Genomic DNA, 15,236 nt, shown 5'->3' on the forward strand with positions numbered 1-15,236 from the left:
GCGGGCGGTAGCGACTGCGGAGCGCCGACCTGCAGCTCATCGCTCCGCCAACGCGGCGACCTCGGCGAGGACTCGGGGATTCGCGAGGACCCGAAAATGCCCGCCGGAGTCGAGACGCACGTTCTTCATCGCGCCGGCGAGCTCGCTGCCCTCGGGGATGTGCGGATCGAACTCGGCGTAGACGGATACGATCCGTTCGTTCACGTCCCGCTGGCGCGCGAGCTGGACGATGGAAGGGTCCGAGGGCGCGAACGCGCGGAGCGAGCGCACCGGCAGCATCCGCGCGTAGCTGGAGCCGCCGAAAGGCGTGGCGACTGCCACCATCGCGCGCACGCGAAAGCCCGCTGGACCTGCCATCGCCATCTTGCCGGCGAGGCCTCCCTTGCTGTGCGCGACGATGAGCGCATCGGTGAGCTGCGTCGTCTCGAGGAAGTCGGTCATGAGCTGGGCCGATTCTACGACGGGCCGGCGGTTGCGCCTGAGCGAGTCGAGGACATGCACGGGGTGGCCTCTGGCGTGGAGTGCCGTGATGAGCGGCTGCATGAACCGCCACGTCTCGTACACGCCTGGAAGGATGATGATCGGAGCCTCCGAGCCGCTCGCGAAGGATCCGGCGTCCCGTCGGTCGAAGGCGGCACGCAGCTGCCAGTACACGGCGTAGGTGTAGTCGGCGATCCACCAGCCGGCTCGTCTCAGCGCGCGGATTGCGTCCGCCCCTCGATCACCGCGCCGAGAGAGAAGGGTCATGTCATCAGCGTAGTTTCGGTGCGCGACCTCGCACCAGCGGCTTGACACGGTCCGGCGAAGCTTCGCCGAGGGACGAGGAAAGGGGCGGAACAATCGTTCCGCCCCTTTCCTGTTCGACCTGGATCAGATCGTCGCTTCCTTGTAGATCGGAGCAGCGCCGTTCACGGCGTCTCCGACCTTGTGGACGCGGATGTCGTTGGTCGAGCCCACGATTCCGGGAGGGGAACCGGAGATGACGACGACCTTGTCTCCCTCGACGGCGAGACCGCTCGAGAGCAGGTAGTCGTCGACCTGCAGGTACATCAGGTCGGTGTGCTGGACCATGTCGACGAGCTTCGACTGGATCCCCCACGTCAGCGCCATGCGGCGACGGATGTTCGGCTCCGGCGTGAACGCGATCATCGGGATGCGCGAGCGCAGACGCGACAGACGACGCGCCGAATCGCCCGACTGGGTGAAGACGCAGAGGTACTTCGCCTCGACGAACTCGGCGACCTCGAGAGCGGCCAGGGTGATCGCGCCACCCTGGGTGCGGGGCTTGGTCGTCAGAGGCGCGATGCGCTCCAGACCGTGCTCCTCGGTCGACTCGATGATGCGAGCCATCGTCTCGACGACGACGACCGGGTAGTCGCCCACGCTGGTCTCTCCCGAGAGCATCACGGCGTCGGCTCCGTCGAGCACCGCGTTCGCGACGTCCGACGTCTCGGCGCGGGTCGGCACGGGGCTGTTGATCATGGACTCGAGCATCTGCGTCGCCACGATGACCGGCTTGGCCATACGACGCGCCAGCTCGACGGCGCGCTTCTGCACGATCGGGACGGCCTCGAGCGGAAGCTCGACACCGAGGTCGCCACGCGCGACCATGATCGCGTCGAACGCGTCGACGATCCCCTCGAGCGCATCGACGGCCTGCGGCTTCTCGACCTTGGCGATGACCGGGACCTTGACGCCCTCTTCAGCCATGATCTCGTGCACGCGCGTGATGTCTTCCGCGTTGCGGACGAACGACAGGGCGATGAGGTCGGCGCCGATGCGAAGGCCCCAGCGGAGGTCGTCCTCGTCCTTCTCGCTCAGAGCGGGGACGTTGACGGCGACACCGGGAAGGTTGATGCCCTTGTTGTTCGACACGGCGCCGGCGACGATGACGCGGGTCGTGACGGTGACGCCGTCGGTCTCGACGACCTCGACGCGGACCTTGCCGTCATCGATGAGCAGGAAGTCCCCCGGCTTGACGTCGTTGGGCAGGCCCTTGAACGTCGTGCCCGAGATCTCCTTGTTGCCGATGATGTCTTCGGTCGTGATCTTGAAGATGTCGCCGGCAGCGAGGTCGTAGGGGCCGTCCTCGAACTTGCCGAGTCGGATCTTCGGTCCCTGCAGGTCGACGAGGATGGCGACGGCGCGGCCCGCGTCGTCGGCTGCCTTGCGGACGTTGGCGTAGTTGTTCTCGTGCACGGAGTAGTCACCGTGGCTGAGGTTCAGACGGGCGACGTCCACGCCGGCGTCGATGAGTGCACGTACGGTCTCATACGTGGAGGTGGCGGGGCCCAGGGTGGCGACGATTTTCGCGCGTCTCAAAGATTGCTCCAGGGTAGTGGGGGATGGAAATCAGGCGACGGTGCCGCGGCTCAGCCTACGCGGGCTGGAGGCCGATAGCGACTTCATGCGGGCGCACCGGCTCGGGCAGCACGGTCGTGCCCATGAGGAAGCGGTCGACGTTCGCCGCAGCCGCACGGCCCTCCGCGATCGCCCAGACGATGAGCGACTGCCCCCGACCGGCGTCGCCGGCGACGAAGACACCGGGAACGGTCGATTCGTAACTGTCGTCGCGCCGGAAGGCACCGCGGTCGGTGACCTGCGGAAGCGTGTCCTCCGAGTAGCCGTCCTGCTCAGGTCCGGTGAAGCCCATCGCGATGAGCACGAGGTCTGCCGGGATCTCGCGCTCGGTGCCGCTCTTGGGCACGCGTCGTCCGTCGATGTACTCGGTCTCCGCGACGCGCAGCGCGCGCACCTCTCCGACATCGTTCGAGAGGAACTCGACGGTCGAGGCGAGGAAGACGCGCTCACCGCCTTCTTCATGTGCGGAGGCGATCTCGAACAGCGTCGGCATCATCGGCCAGGGCTGGTGCTCCGGGCGCTCGGTGCTCGGCTGCTTGCCGATGGCGAGATTCGTGACGCTGATCGCGCCCTGGCGATGCGCGGTGCCGATGCAGTCAGCACCGGTGTCACCTCCACCGATCACGATGACGTGCTTGCCCTCAGCGGTGATCTGCTCGGGGACCTTGTCTCCGGCGACCGCATGATTGGACTCGACGAGGTACTCCATCGCGAAGTGCACTCCGTCGAGATCGCGACCCGGAATCGACAGGTCGCGGGGAACCGTGGAGCCGGTGGCGATCACGACGGCGTCGTAGCGAGCGCGGAGGTCGGACCACGAGATGTCCTTGCCGATCTCCACTCCGGCGCGGAATCGCGTTCCCTCCTCCTGCATCTGGCGAAGGCGCGACTCGAGCTGACCCTTCTCCATCTTGAAGTCGGGGATGCCGTACCGCAGCAGACCGCCGATGCGGTCGTCCCGCTCGAACACTGCGACGGTGTGACCCGCACGGGTGAGCTGCTGCGCGGCTGCGAGCCCCGCGGGTCCGGAGCCGACGACGGCGACAGTCTTGCCGGTCAGACGGGCGGGAGGCTGCGGCTCGACCCAGCCCTTGGCGAAGGCCTCGTCGATTATCGAGACCTCGATCTGCTTGATCGTGACTGCGGGCTGGTTGATGCCGAGCACGCACGAGCTCTCGCACGGTGCCGGGCACAGCCGACCGGTGAACTCAGGGAAGTTGTTGGTCGCATGCAGGCGATCGATCGCCGCACGCCCTTCTCCGCGCCAGGTCAGGTCGTTCCACTCGGGGATGAGATTGCCCAGCGGGCAGCCCTGGTGACAGAACGGAACGCCGCAGTCCATGCAGCGCCCGGCCTGACGCTTCAGCACAGCCTGGTCGCCGGCCTCGTAGACCTCTTTCCAGTCCATGATGCGCACGGGCACAGGTCGACGCTTCGGAAGCTCACGCTCGGTGACCTTCAGAAAACCTTTGGGATCAGCCACCGGTCACCTCCAGGATGCGGTTCCAGACGATGTCGCCGTCGGGGTCGATGCCCTCGGCGACTGCTTCTTCGCGCATGCTGCGCACGGCGGCGTAGTCCCGCGGAAGCACCTTCGTGAACTGGCCGGCGGTCTCATCGAACCGCGCCAGGATGTCGGAGCCGAGCGGCGAAGCCGTGCGCTCCACGTGTGCGACGATCAGGCTGCGCAGCACTTCGAGGTCGGCACGGTCGAGCGGTTCGAGCCTGAGCTCTCCGCTGCCGAGCGACTGGGCGTTGATCTTGCCGCTGTCGAGCGAGTGGATGTACGCCACTCCCCCGGACATGCCGGCGCCGAGGTTGCGACCCGTCGAGCCGAGGATCACCGCGACTCCCCCGGTCATGTACTCGAGCGCGTGGTCTCCGACGCCCTCGACGACAGCGGTGGCACCGGAGTTGCGGACGAGGAATCGCTCGCCGACGACGCCGGAGAGGAACATGGTTCCCGACGTCGCGCCGTATCCGATGACGTTGCCGGCGATCACGTTCTCGTGCGGCGCGATGGCAGAGCCTCGAGCCGGACGGATCGAGATGTCGCCACCCGAGAGCCCCTTGCCCACATAGTCGTTCGCGTCGCCTTCGAGGCGCAGCACGATGCCCGAGGGAAGGAACGCTCCCAGTGACTGACCGGCCGTGCCATGCAGTGTGACGTCGATGGTGCCACTGGGAAGCCCCGCCGCGCCGTGGCGCGAGGTGACCTGGTGGCCCAGCATGGTGCCGACGGCGCGCTCGGTGTTCGCGATGGGCAGTTCGACCACGACCGGCTCTCCGTTGAGGAGAGCGGGCTTCGCGATGTCGATGAGCTGCACATCGAAGTGCTTCTCGAGCTCGTGATCCTGGGTGCGACGGCTGCGACGCGGCTCGCTCGCGGGGAACGCCGGGCCCTCGAGCACGGGGCTCAGGTCGAGACCCTCTGCCTTCCAGTGCTGCAATGCCGCGTTCGCCTCGATGAGCTCGGCGCGTCCGACGATCTCGTCGATCGAGCGGAAGCCGAGCTCCGCCAGGATCTCGCGCACCTCTTCGGCGATGAACTCCATGAAGTTCACGACGAACTCCGGCTTGCCGGTGAACCGCTCGCGCAGCACGGGGTTCTGCGTCGCGACGCCGACAGGGCAGGTATCGAGGTGGCAGACCCGCATCATGATGCACCCGCTGACGACCAGCGGCGCAGTGGCGAAACCGAACTCCTCGGCGCCGAGGAGAGCGCCGATGATCACATCGCGCCCGGTCTTCAGCTGGCCGTCGACCTGCACCACGACGCGGTCGCGCATGCCGTTCAGCATCAGCGTCTGCTGCGTCTCGGCGAGACCGAGCTCCCAGGGGGTGCCCGCGTGCTTGAGCGAGTTCATCGGGCTCGCGCCCGTGCCGCCGTCGTGGCCCGATACCAGGATGACGTCGCTGAGCGCCTTCGCGACGCCCGCGGACACCGCGCCGATACCCGACTGGCTGACCAGCTTGGTGTGGATCCGCGCCTCGGGGTTCGCCCGCTTCAGATCGAAGATGAGCTGCTTCAGGTCTTCGATCGAGTAGATGTCGTGATGCGGCGGCGGCGAGATGAGGCCGACGCCGGGCGTTCCGCCGCGCGTGCGGGCGACCCAGGGGTAGACCTTCTGCGGAGGCAGCTGGCCGCCCTCGCCGGGCTTGGCGCCCTGGGCGAGCTTGATCTGGATGTCGTCGGCTTCGGTGAGGTACAGGCTCGTGACACCGAAGCGTCCGGAGGCGACCTGCTTGATCGCGCTGCGACGCTCGGGGTCGAGCAGACGGTCGGTGTCCTCGCCGCCTTCACCGGTGTTCGACTTGCCGCCGAGCCGGTTCATGGCGATCGCCAGCGTCTCGTGAGCCTCTTTGGAGATCGAGCCGTAGCTCATGGCGCCGGTCGAGAAGCGCTTCACGATCGCCGAGACCGGTTCGACCTCGTCGAGCGGCACCGGCTTGCGCGTGCCTGTGCGCAATGTGAACATGCCGCGGAGGGTCTTGAGCTCCGCCGCCTGATCGTCGACCATCTTCGTGTACTCACGGAAGATGTCGTAGCGGCGTTCGCGTGTCGCGTGCTGCAGCTTGAACACCGTCTCCGGGTTGAAGAGGTGCGGTGAGCCGTCGCGACGCCACTGGTACTCGCCACCGGTCCACAGTCGCTCGTGCGCACGAGCGGCCTCATCCTCGGGATAGGCGTAGTCGTGACGCGCCTGGTTCTCGATGAAGATCTCTTGGATGCCGATGCCGCCGAGCTTCGACTCGGTGCGGGTGAAGTAGCGGTCGATGAACTCCTCGCTCAGACCGACGGCCTCGAACACCTGAGCGCCGGCGTACGAGGACACCGTGGAGATGCCCATCTTCGACATGATCTTCAGGACGCCCTTGCCGAGCGCATAGATCAGGTTGCGGACGGCCTTCTCGGGGCTGATGCCCGTGATGTAGCCGGTGCGCACCAGGTGCTCGACCGTCTCCATCGCGAGGTAAGGGTTGACCGCCGAGGCGCCGTAGCCGATCAGCGTCGCGACGTGGTGCACCTCGCGCACATCGCCCGCCTCGACGATCAGACCGACCTTCATGCGGTTCTCGCGACGGATCAGGTGGTGGTGCACCGCCGACACCATGAGCAGCGAGGGGATCGGGGTCAGATCCTTGTTCGAGTCGCGGTCCGACAGGATGATGAACTCGGCGCCGCTCTCGATGGCCGCGTCGACCTCGTCGCACATCTCGGTGAGACGCTTCTCGAGCGTGTTCGAACCGGCGTCGAAGTGATAGAGCCCGCGGATCGTGACGCTCGAGCGGTCGGGCATCGCCTTGTCGATGTGGCGGATCTTCGCGAGCTCGTCGTTGTCGATGACCGGGAAGTCCAGCGACACGGTGCGCGTGTGGTCAGGGCCCCAGGTGAGCAGGTTGCTCTCCGGGCCGAGACCCAGCTTCAGGCTCGTGACGACCTCTTCGCGGATCGAGTCCAGCGGCGGGTTCGTGACCTGCGCGAACTGCTGCGTGAAGTAGTCGAAGAGCAGGCGAGGACGCTTGCTCAGCACGGCGATCGGCGTATCCGATCCCATGGCGCCGAGCGGCTCGACACCGGTCTGGCCCATCGGCGTCAGGAGGAGGCGCACTTCCTCCTCGGTGTAGCCGAACGTGCGCTGGCGGCGGGTGATCGACGCCGGCGGGTGCACGATGTGCTCGCGCTCGGGCAGGTCGGCGAGACGGACGGAACCGGCATCCAGCCACTCCTGCCAGGGGTGCATCGTCGCGAGGTCGTGCTTGATCTCCTCGTCCTCGATGATGCGCTGCTGCGAGGTGTCGACGAGGAACATCTTGCCCGGCTGCAGGCGCCCGCGGCGCTTGATGCGCTCGGGCTCGAAGGTGAGCACGCCGGTCTCCGAGCCGATGACGATCAGACCGTCGGTCGTCTCGGTCCAGCGACCGGGGCGCAGCCCGTTGCGGTCGAGAGTCGCGCCGACCACGGTGCCGTCGGTGAAGATGAGGGCGGCCGGGCCGTCCCACGGCTCCATCTGGTTCGAGTGGTACTCGTAGAACGAGCGCAGCTCGGGCGAGATGTCGGACTGCTTCTCGTAGGCCTCGGGCACCATCATCATGATGGCGTGGGGCAGGCTGCGGCCGGTGAGGGTCAACAGCTCGAGCACCTCGTCGAACGATGCCGAGTCACTGGCGCCGTCGGTGCAGATCGGAAGCAGCGGTGCGACATCGCCGAGGAGCTCGGATTCGAGCTGCGACTGACGCGCCCGCATCCAGTTGCGGTTGCCGCCCACGGTGTTGATCTCGCCGTTGTGCGCGAGCATGCGCAGCGGCTGAGCGAGCGGCCACGACGGGAAAGTGTTCGTGGAGTAGCGGGAGTGCACGACCGCGAGCTCGGACATGAAGCGCTCGTCCTGCAGATCCGGGTAGAACGGCTCGAGCTGCAGGGTGGTGACCATGCCCTTGTAGCCGAGCGTGCGAGCCGAGAGGGAGACGAAGTAGGCGCCCAGCTCGTGACCCGCGCGCTTGCGCAGACGGTACGCGACGCGATCGAGGGCGATGCCCGTGAGCGGGGCATCGGAGTGGGTCGCTCCCCCGGCGCTCACGAAGAGCTGCTCGAACGCGGGACGGGCCTCGTCGGCGAGCTTGCCGAGGTTGTCGTTGACCGTGGGGACCTCGCGCCAGCCGAGGACGCGCAGGCCCTCGGAGCGGGCGATCTTCTCGATGCCGGCCTTCTGCTGACGACGCTCGCTGGAATCACGCGGGAGGAACGCCAGACCCGCGGCGTACTCGCCGACCGGGGGCAGTTCGAAATCGGTGACCGCTCGCAGGAACGCATCGGGCATCTGCGTCAGGATGCCCGCACCGTCTCCGGTGCCGGCATCCGAGCCGATCGCACCGCGGTGCTCGAGGTTGCGCAGCGCTTCGAGCGCCAGCGCGATGATGTCGTGGCCCGCTTCGCCACGCAGGGTAGCGACCATGGCGAGGCCGCAGGCGTCCTTCTCGAACGCCGGGTTGTACATGCCCTGCTTCGGGGGGTAAGCGCCGGAAGCGCCGTAGGGAGGCTGAAAATACACCAGTACCGTCCTCAGATCTGCAGCTGACCCGGGGACGTCATTGGCCGGGTGGATGTGGTGGGGTCCGCACGGACCGGTCGGCTATCGAGCGCCTTCGGTGTCCGTGGGAGCGGTGCTTGTGGCGCTGGCTCCTGCGGCGACTTCTTCGGACGGAGGCTCACTCACGTCCACGAAATCGGAGGGATTGTCCTGCGATTCTACATCAGCGTTCAGGTCGGTCCGGCCGCGACCGGGCTGGTACGGCGACGGCTCGAGTCCGGGGTGACGACGCGACTGCACGATGAGGATCGCGAGACCCACGACGATGCCGATGATCGCGGCCCAGACGTTGCTGCGCAGGCCCAGGATGATCTCGCTCGGATCGATGCGGATCGACTCCCAGACGACTCGGCCGGCGCTGTACCAGATGAGGTAGATCGCGAAGAGACGACCCCACTGGAACGCGGTCGCCTTGCGGCTGAGCCACAGCAGGACGATAACACCGAGACCGTTCCAGATCACCTCGTAGAGGAAGGTCGGGTGGAAGAGCGTGCCTTCCGGGAGCCCAGGGGGGAGCGCGGAGTTGTCAGCGGGGATCTCGAGACCCCACGGCAGGTCGGTGGGGAGGCCGTAGAGCTCCTTGTTGAACCAGTTGCCGAAACGGCCCATGGCCTGCGCGAGCAGAAGTCCGGGTGCCAGCGCGTCGGCGAACGTCCAGAAGCGGATGCCGGTCCAGCGGCACCCGAGGTACGCGCCGATGGCGCCGCCGATGAGCGCGCCGAAGATCGCGATGCCGCCCTCCCAGATCGCCCAGACGGAGCCTGGTTCGAACGGGTTCCAGGTGTTCTTGCCCTCGCCGAAGTAGAAGTTCGGGTGGGTGAGCACGTGGAAGATGCGCGCGCCGATGATCGCCAGCGGAACGGCGAGGATCGAGATGTCGATCACGACCCACGGCTCTGCCCCGCGCCTCGTGAGGCGGTGGTTGGTCAGCAGCACGGCGGCGATGATGCCGGCGATGATGCAGAGCGCGTAGAAGTGGATCCGGAGCGGGCCGAGGTCGATGTAGGAGACCGGGGGGCTCGGGATGCTGGCGAGCACGCCGCTGAAGGTGCTGTGAAGCGCGAGGGACATGAGTGCGATTCTAGTTCTCGTGTACGGGGCGTGCCGACGACGTGCCGACTGCCAGGTTTCGGGTGACCTCCGCGAGAGCGGGGATGCCGCCGTCACGCAGGGCTCGGACGAGTGCGGTGCCGACGATGGCGCCGTCCGCATACTCGGAGACGCCGGCGATCTGGTCGGCGGTCGAGATGCCGATGCCGACGCAGGCTCGAACGTCGCCGTGCTCGCGCAGGCGGCCGACGAGAGTGCGGGCGGCCCGGTCGAGCTCGGTGCGCTCACCCGTGATGCCCATGGTCGAGACCGTGTAGACGAACCCGGTCGAGGACTTCACGACCAGCTCGAGCCGCTCGTCCGACGAGGTGGGCGCGGCGAGGAAGACACGGTCGAGACCGGTGCGCTCGCTCGCGGCGATCCACTCCCCCGCGACTTCCGGTGTGATGTCGGGGGTGATGAGCCCGGCGCCACCTGCGGCGAGCAGGTCGTCGGCGTAGCGATCGACCCCGTACTGGAACACGGGGTTCCAGTACGTCATGACCAGCACGGGCACGTCGGTTGCGGCGGTGATCGCGCGCACGGCGGTGAAGAGGTCCTTCATCTTGAACCCGTTCGCGAGCGCCGCAGTGGTCGCTTCCTGGATCACCGCGCCGTCCATGACCGGGTCGCTGTAGGGCGGGCCGAGTTCGATGATGTCCACGCCGTTCTCAGCGAGGGCGATGGCCGCCTGGATGCTGGTCTCGAGGTCGGGGAACCCGACCGGCAGGTACCCGACGAAGGCGCTGCGACCGGCCTCATGGGCTGCGGCTATCGCCTGTTCCACGCGGCTCACAGTTCCGGCTCCCCCTTCGACGCGGCTGCCTCGGTATCGCTCTCCTCTTCGACGTCGTGCGCGAGCGCCTCGGCGTCGTAGAGGTCGAAGTAGCGGGCGGCCGTGTCCATGTCCTTGTCACCCCTGCCGGAGAGGCAGATGGCGAGCACCGCATCAGGGCCGAGCTCGCGACCGAGGCGCATCGCGCCGGCGAGGGCGTGCGCCGACTCGATCGCGGGGATGATCCCCTCCGTCCGGCTGAGCAGACGCAGCGCCTGCATGGCCTCGTCGTCGGTCGCCGGAATGTACTCGGCACGTCCGATGTCAGCGAGCCAGGAGTGCTCCGGCCCCACGCCCGGGTAGTCGAGACCTGCGGAGATCGAGTGCGACTCGACGGTCTGCCCGTCCTCGTCCTGCAGCACATAGGTCTTCGCGCCGTGGAGGATTCCGGGTCGTCCTCGTTCGATGGACGCCGCATGCCGGGGGGTGTCGACGCCGTCGCCGGCCGCCTCGACTCCGTAGAGCTTGACACCCTCGTCGTCGAGGAAGGCATCGAACATGCCGATCGCGTTCGATCCTCCTCCCACGCACGCGATGACCGCGTCGGGCAGGCGGCCGACCTCGTCGAGGAGCTGCTCTCGCGCCTCTTCGCCGATGATCTTCTGGAAGTCGCGGACCATCGCGGGGAACGGGTGCGGGCCCGCGGCGGTGCCGAAGATGTAGTTGGTGGTCTCCACAGACGCGACCCAGTCGCGGTAAGCGTCGTTGATCGCATCCTTCAGGGTGCGCGAGCCCGACGTGACAGCGACGACCTCGGCCCCGAGCAGTCGCATCCGAGCGACGTTCAGCGCCTGACGCTCGGTGTCGACCTCACCCATGTAGATCGTGCACTCGAGGCCGAACAGCGCGGCCGCGGTGGCCGTGGCGACGCCGTGCTGGCCCGCACCGGTCTCGGCGATCACACGCTTCTTGCCGAGGCGCTTGGTCAGCAGCGCCTGCCCGAGCACGTTGTTGATCTTGTGGGAGCCGGTGTGGTTCAGATCCTCGCGCTTGAGGAAGACTCGCGCACCACCGGCGTGCTCGGCGAACCGCGCGACTTCGGTGAGCGGAGACGGACGGCCCGCGTACGAGCTGAGCAGCGACGCCAGCTCTTCGCGGAACTCCGGGTCGACGATCGCATCGGCGTACGCCGCGGAGAGCTCGTCGATCGCGGCGATCAGGGATTCGGGCATGTAGCGCCCGCCGTATTCGCCGAACAGTGGACCGTGCTGGTCTCGCAGGCTCATCACGCCTCCAGGAAGCTCTTGAGTGTGGCGACCGGGTCGCCCGTGACGAGCGCCTCCCCGATCAGTACGACATCCGCGCCCGCAGAGCGGTAGTGCGTGACGTCTTCAGGTGTGAGGACCGCGGATTCGGCGATCTTGACCGCGGAATCCGGGATCCGGTCGACCAGGCGACCGAACAGGTCGCGGTCGAGCTCGAGGGTCTTCAGATCGCGCGCGTTGACGCCGATCAACGGAGCGCCGAGGTCGATCGCGACCTCGAGCTCGTCGGCCGAGTGCGTCTCGACCAGCGGAGTCATCCCGAGCTCGGTGATGAAGCCGAACAGATCGCTGAGCACGTGCGGGTCGAGACCGGCGACGATCAGCAGCACGAGGTCGGCACCGGCCGCACGTGCTTCGAGCACTTGGTATCGGTTCGCGATGAAGTCCTTGCGCAGCACAGGCAGCGACACGCGGGCCGTGACGGCCTCGAGATCGGCGAGGCTGCCGCCGAATCGACGCTCCTCGGTGAGGACGCTGATCGCCGATGCACCGCCTGTCTCATACAGAGAGGCCTGGAGTGCGGGATCGGGGATCTCGGCGAGGGCACCGCGTGACGGGCTGGCGCGCTTCACCTCCGCGATGATCTTCACTCGCTCGGAGGGAGCGAGGAACGCGAGAGCATCCTTGGCGGCGGGGCGTGCGAGAGCCTCGCGTTCCACCTCGGCCAGAGGCCGGGTGAGAGCGCGACGTTCAGCGTCTGCGACTGCGCCGGCCGTGAGGTCGGCGAGCACCATTAGTGCGCCTTCGGAGAGTACTTGGGGCCCTTCACGCCATAACCGGCCCTCGAGACGAGCCATCCCACGAGCGCACCGATCGGAACGATCGCGGCACCCACCCAGATCAGGGCGACCCAGACCGGGCTGAACTCGGCGAGGCAGAAAGCCAGCGTGCCGATCGTGAAGCCGGCGAGCATGATGATGACGCCCGTCCATGCGGCAGGCGAATGTCCGTGGCCGGGGTCAGCGATCGGGTTGGTCATGGTCTCCTCCGGGGGACGACGGGCGGTTCGGGTCAAGTCTATCGGGGTCAGCGTGTCGGGTCGGTTCCGCGGGACAGGTCGTCCCACGAATCGATCGCGTCCACCGGCCCGGCGGTCGCATCGACGTGCGCCGCATCCGTGCGATACCGGCGACCCCCGCGCTTCCATCCCCGCCACGTGAGAAGCACGACGAGCGATGCCGCCAACAGGATGACCCAGCCGATCAGCGTCATGACTGGCCAGGCCGAGAGCTCGATGCCGGCGACGACATCGGCGATCGCCGCGCTGCCCGCGAGCCCGGTGGTCTCGGTGACCGTCGCGCCCACAGCGCTCAACGGCTCGGTCAGGAGCAGCTGGAGAGTGGTCCAGCCGAGGAAGAGCGCGGCTGCGGTGGCGAGCACGCCGAACACGAGTCGCATCACCGGGCCGACGATCGAGAGCGCGATGCCGAGTGCCAGGACTGCGAGGCTCAGAGGAGCGAGCAGCGGCAGCGCTGACGCGCCGGGCACGAGGATCGACTCCCCGGCATCCGCGCGTTCGACCGTGAGCCATGTCTGCGTCGACGAGATGATCCCGATCGCGCCGGAGAGAAGAAACCCGGAGACGGCGATCGAGCGACCTCTGCGAGCGAGCGTCATTCGGCCGAGCTCCCCTCGACGGCGTGCAGATCCGTCGTGTCGAAGCAGGTGCGGGTGCCGGTGTGACACGCGGGACCCGTCTGGTCGACGCGCAGCAGGATCGCGTCGCCGTCGCAGTCGAGCCTCGCCTCGTGCACGACCTGGATATGGCCCGAGGTGTCTCCCTTGCGCCAGTACTCCTGACGCGAGCGCGACCAGTACACCGCGCGTCCAGTCGTGAGGGTGCGGCGGAGTGCCTCGGCATCGACCCAGGCGAGCATCAGAACCTCTGCCGTGTCCCACTGCTGCACGATCACCGGGGCGAGGCCGTCGTCGTTGAAGGCGACCTGAGCGATGCGCTCCTCGACATCGCTCATCGGACGAGCACCCCCTCCGCACGCAGCGCGTCCTTGACGTCGCCCACCGTGAGCGCGCCGGTGTGGAACACACTGGCTGCCAGGACCGCATCCGCCCCTGCCTTGATCGCCGGGGCGAAGTCTGAGGCCTTTCCCGCACCGCCCGACGCGATCACGGGCACCGAGGCGGCCTCGCGCATCAGCTTCACCAGTTCGAGGTCGAAGCCGTCTCGCGTGCCGTCGGCGTCGATCGAATTGACCAGCAGCTCGCCTGCCCCGCGCTCTGCCGCCTCACGCGCCCAGTCGAGCGCGTCGAGGGTGGTCTGAGTGCGCCCGCCGTGGGTGGTGACCACGAAGCCGGAGGAGGTGCCCGCCGCCCGCTTGACGTCGAGAGACAGCACCAGCACCTGCGCACCGAAGCGGTCGGCGATCTCGCCGATCAGCTCTGGGCGAGCGATCGCGGCGGAGTTGACCCCGACCTTGTCGGCGCCGACCGAGAGCAGCCGCGCCACGTCGTCGACACTGCGCACTCCCCCGCCGACTGTCAACGGCACGAACACCTGCTCAGCCGTGCGCTGCACGACGTCGTACGTCGTCGCGCGGGCGTCGACGGTCGCGGTGACGTCGAGGAACGTGATCTCGTCTGCGCCCTGCGCCGCGTAGTGGCGAGCGAGTTCGACCGGGTCGCCCATATCGCGCAGGTTCTCGAAGTTGACGCCCTTGACCACGCGACCGGCGGCGACGTCGAGGCACGGGATGACGCGACTCGCGAGCGTCATCAGAGCCTCGCGTTGTGGATCGCCGTGACGAGGATCGCGCGAGCGCCGAGCGCGTACAGCGCGTCCATCACGGGATTGACCCTGGCACGCGCCACCATGACGCGGACGGCGACCCATTCCGGGTCGCGCAGCGGCGAGACGGTGGGCGATTCGATGCCGCCCGCGATCTTCACAGCCTCGTCGAGGAGAGCAAGCGGCAGGTCGTAGTCGATCATGACGAAACGGCGAGCGACCATGACACCACGCAGGCGTCGGAGCAGGGTCTCAGATCCCTCGGCATCCTGGGGGCCGGCGATCAGGACGGCCTCGGACTGCAGGATCACCGGTCCGAACACATCGAGCCCGGCCTGACGCAGCGTCGTCCCTGTCTCGACGACATCGGCGACGGCGTCCGCGACGCCGAGCCGCACTGCTGACTCCACTGCGCCGTCGAGGGGCACCAGGTCGACGGCGATGCCCCGCTCGTCGAGGAACGCGTCGACGAGGCCGGGATACGACGTCGCGATGCGCAGACCGTCGAGCTCGGAGACGTCGGTGTAGCGCCCCGAGGGCGCGGCGAAGCGGAAGGTCGACCCGGCGAAGCCGAGCGCCTCGATCTCGCGCGCACCGGGCATGCGGGCGTCGAGGAGCAGGTCGCGACCGGTGATGCCGACGTCGATGGCGCCGGAGCCGACGTAGGTCGCGATGTCCTTCGGGCGGAGATAGAAGAACTCGACGTCGTTGTCGGCATCGACGACGTGGAGCGTCTTGGGATCACGGCGACCGGCGTAACCGGCCTCCGCGAGCATGTCGGCGGCCGTCTCGGAGAGAGAGCCCTTGTTGGGAACAGCAATGCGCAGCATGGGAAGCCTTCAGATCGAAGC

The 15,236-nt window shown here is 67.7% G+C and carries 13 protein-coding genes; all 13 read right to left on the reverse strand.

All coding sequences use genetic code 11. The features are described 5' to 3' along the window. Nucleotides 1-36 precede the first annotated feature (36 nt). A complete protein-coding gene (locus ACZ0AA_RS04145) occupies nt 37-747 on the reverse strand; it encodes an esterase/lipase family protein (protein ID WP_463512213.1) in 711 nt (236 codons plus the stop codon). A 123-nt stretch (nt 748-870) separates the two neighbouring features. After that, on the reverse strand, nt 871-2,322 hold the full coding sequence (gene pyk, locus ACZ0AA_RS04150; protein WP_463512214.1) for a pyruvate kinase: 1,452 nt from the start codon (nt 2,320-2,322) through the stop codon (nt 871-873). Between the two features lie 55 nt (nt 2,323-2,377). Then, nucleotides 2,378-3,844 (reverse strand): glutamate synthase subunit beta, encoded by a 1,467-nt coding sequence (locus ACZ0AA_RS04155; RefSeq protein ID WP_463512215.1) that lies wholly within the window; start codon nt 3,842-3,844, stop codon nt 2,378-2,380. Continuing rightward, complete coding sequence (gene gltB / locus ACZ0AA_RS04160; protein ID WP_400864568.1) at nt 3,837-8,360, reverse strand: glutamate synthase large subunit; 4,524 nt, start codon at nt 8,358-8,360, stop codon at nt 3,837-3,839. Before gltB ends, ACZ0AA_RS04155 begins: the two co-directional genes overlap by 8 nt. A 135-nt stretch (nt 8,361-8,495) precedes the next feature. Then, nucleotides 8,496-9,524, reverse strand: coding sequence for a prolipoprotein diacylglyceryl transferase (lgt, locus tag ACZ0AA_RS04165; RefSeq protein ID WP_463512216.1), 1,029 nt, complete (start codon nt 9,522-9,524; stop codon nt 8,496-8,498). A 10-nt stretch (nt 9,525-9,534) separates the two neighbouring features. Continuing rightward, complete coding sequence (trpA, locus tag ACZ0AA_RS04170) at nt 9,535-10,338, reverse strand: tryptophan synthase subunit alpha (protein ID WP_400860323.1); 804 nt, start codon at nt 10,336-10,338, stop codon at nt 9,535-9,537. Next, nucleotides 10,335-11,603, reverse strand: a complete 1,269-nt coding sequence (gene trpB / locus ACZ0AA_RS04175; protein WP_400860321.1) for a tryptophan synthase subunit beta — start codon at nt 11,601-11,603, stop codon at nt 10,335-10,337. Before trpB ends, trpA begins: the two co-directional genes overlap by 4 nt. Then, nucleotides 11,603-12,373 carry an indole-3-glycerol phosphate synthase TrpC gene (gene trpC / locus ACZ0AA_RS04180; protein ID WP_400864565.1) on the reverse strand — a complete coding sequence of 257 codons (771 nt, stop codon included), beginning with the start codon at nt 12,371-12,373 and terminating at the stop codon, nt 11,603-11,605. The genes trpB and trpC overlap by 1 nt, the downstream gene beginning before the upstream one ends. Nucleotides 12,374-12,375: 2 nt before the next feature. Further along, nucleotides 12,376-12,621, reverse strand: a complete 246-nt coding sequence (locus tag ACZ0AA_RS04185) for an HGxxPAAW family protein (protein ID WP_400860320.1) — start codon at nt 12,619-12,621, stop codon at nt 12,376-12,378. A gap of 47 nt (nt 12,622-12,668) precedes the next feature. Then, nucleotides 12,669-13,259 (reverse strand): Trp biosynthesis-associated membrane protein, encoded by a 591-nt coding sequence (locus ACZ0AA_RS04190; protein ID WP_400860318.1) that lies wholly within the window; start codon nt 13,257-13,259, stop codon nt 12,669-12,671. Further along, nucleotides 13,256-13,615 (reverse strand): phosphoribosyl-AMP cyclohydrolase, encoded by a 360-nt coding sequence (gene hisI / locus ACZ0AA_RS04195; protein WP_400860316.1) that lies wholly within the window; start codon nt 13,613-13,615, stop codon nt 13,256-13,258. Before hisI ends, ACZ0AA_RS04190 begins: the two co-directional genes overlap by 4 nt. Further along, nucleotides 13,612-14,373, reverse strand: a complete 762-nt coding sequence (gene hisF, locus ACZ0AA_RS04200) for an imidazole glycerol phosphate synthase subunit HisF (protein ID WP_463512217.1) — start codon at nt 14,371-14,373, stop codon at nt 13,612-13,614. The genes hisI and hisF overlap by 4 nt, the downstream gene beginning before the upstream one ends. Further along, entirely contained in the window at nt 14,373-15,215 is an 843-nt protein-coding gene (gene hisG, locus ACZ0AA_RS04205; protein WP_400860312.1) for an ATP phosphoribosyltransferase, read from the reverse strand. The genes hisF and hisG overlap by 1 nt, the downstream gene beginning before the upstream one ends. Nucleotides 15,216-15,236: the final 21 nt, after the last annotated feature.

It is taken from the genome of Microbacterium sp. AC035 (genome assembly GCF_979258485.1).

What these genes read in the sequence shown, in the direction of transcription:
- trpB (WP_400860321.1), bottom strand. Translation starts at nt 11,603, where the DNA reads ATGAGCCTGCGAGACCAGCACGGTCCACTGTTCGGCGAATACGGCGGG.
- hisI (WP_400860316.1), bottom strand. Translation starts at nt 13,615, where the DNA reads ATGAGCGATGTCGAGGAGCGCATCGCTCAGGTCGCCTTCAACGACGAC.
- ACZ0AA_RS04185 (WP_400860320.1), bottom strand. Translation starts at nt 12,621, where the DNA reads ATGACCAACCCGATCGCTGACCCCGGCCACGGACATTCGCCTGCCGCA.
- gltB (WP_400864568.1), bottom strand. Translation starts at nt 8,360, where the DNA reads ATGTACAACCCGGCGTTCGAGAAGGACGCCTGCGGCCTCGCCATGGTC.
- ACZ0AA_RS04145 (WP_463512213.1), bottom strand. Translation starts at nt 747, where the DNA reads ATGACCCTTCTCTCTCGGCGCGGTGATCGAGGGGCGGACGCAATCCGC.
- ACZ0AA_RS04190 (WP_400860318.1), bottom strand. Translation starts at nt 13,259, where the DNA reads ATGACGCTCGCTCGCAGAGGTCGCTCGATCGCCGTCTCCGGGTTTCTT.
- lgt (WP_463512216.1), bottom strand. Translation starts at nt 9,524, where the DNA reads ATGTCCCTCGCGCTTCACAGCACCTTCAGCGGCGTGCTCGCCAGCATC.
- hisF (WP_463512217.1), bottom strand. Translation starts at nt 14,373, where the DNA reads ATGACGCTCGCGAGTCGCGTCATCCCGTGCCTCGACGTCGCCGCCGGT.
- hisG (WP_400860312.1), bottom strand. Translation starts at nt 15,215, where the DNA reads ATGCTGCGCATTGCTGTTCCCAACAAGGGCTCTCTCTCCGAGACGGCC.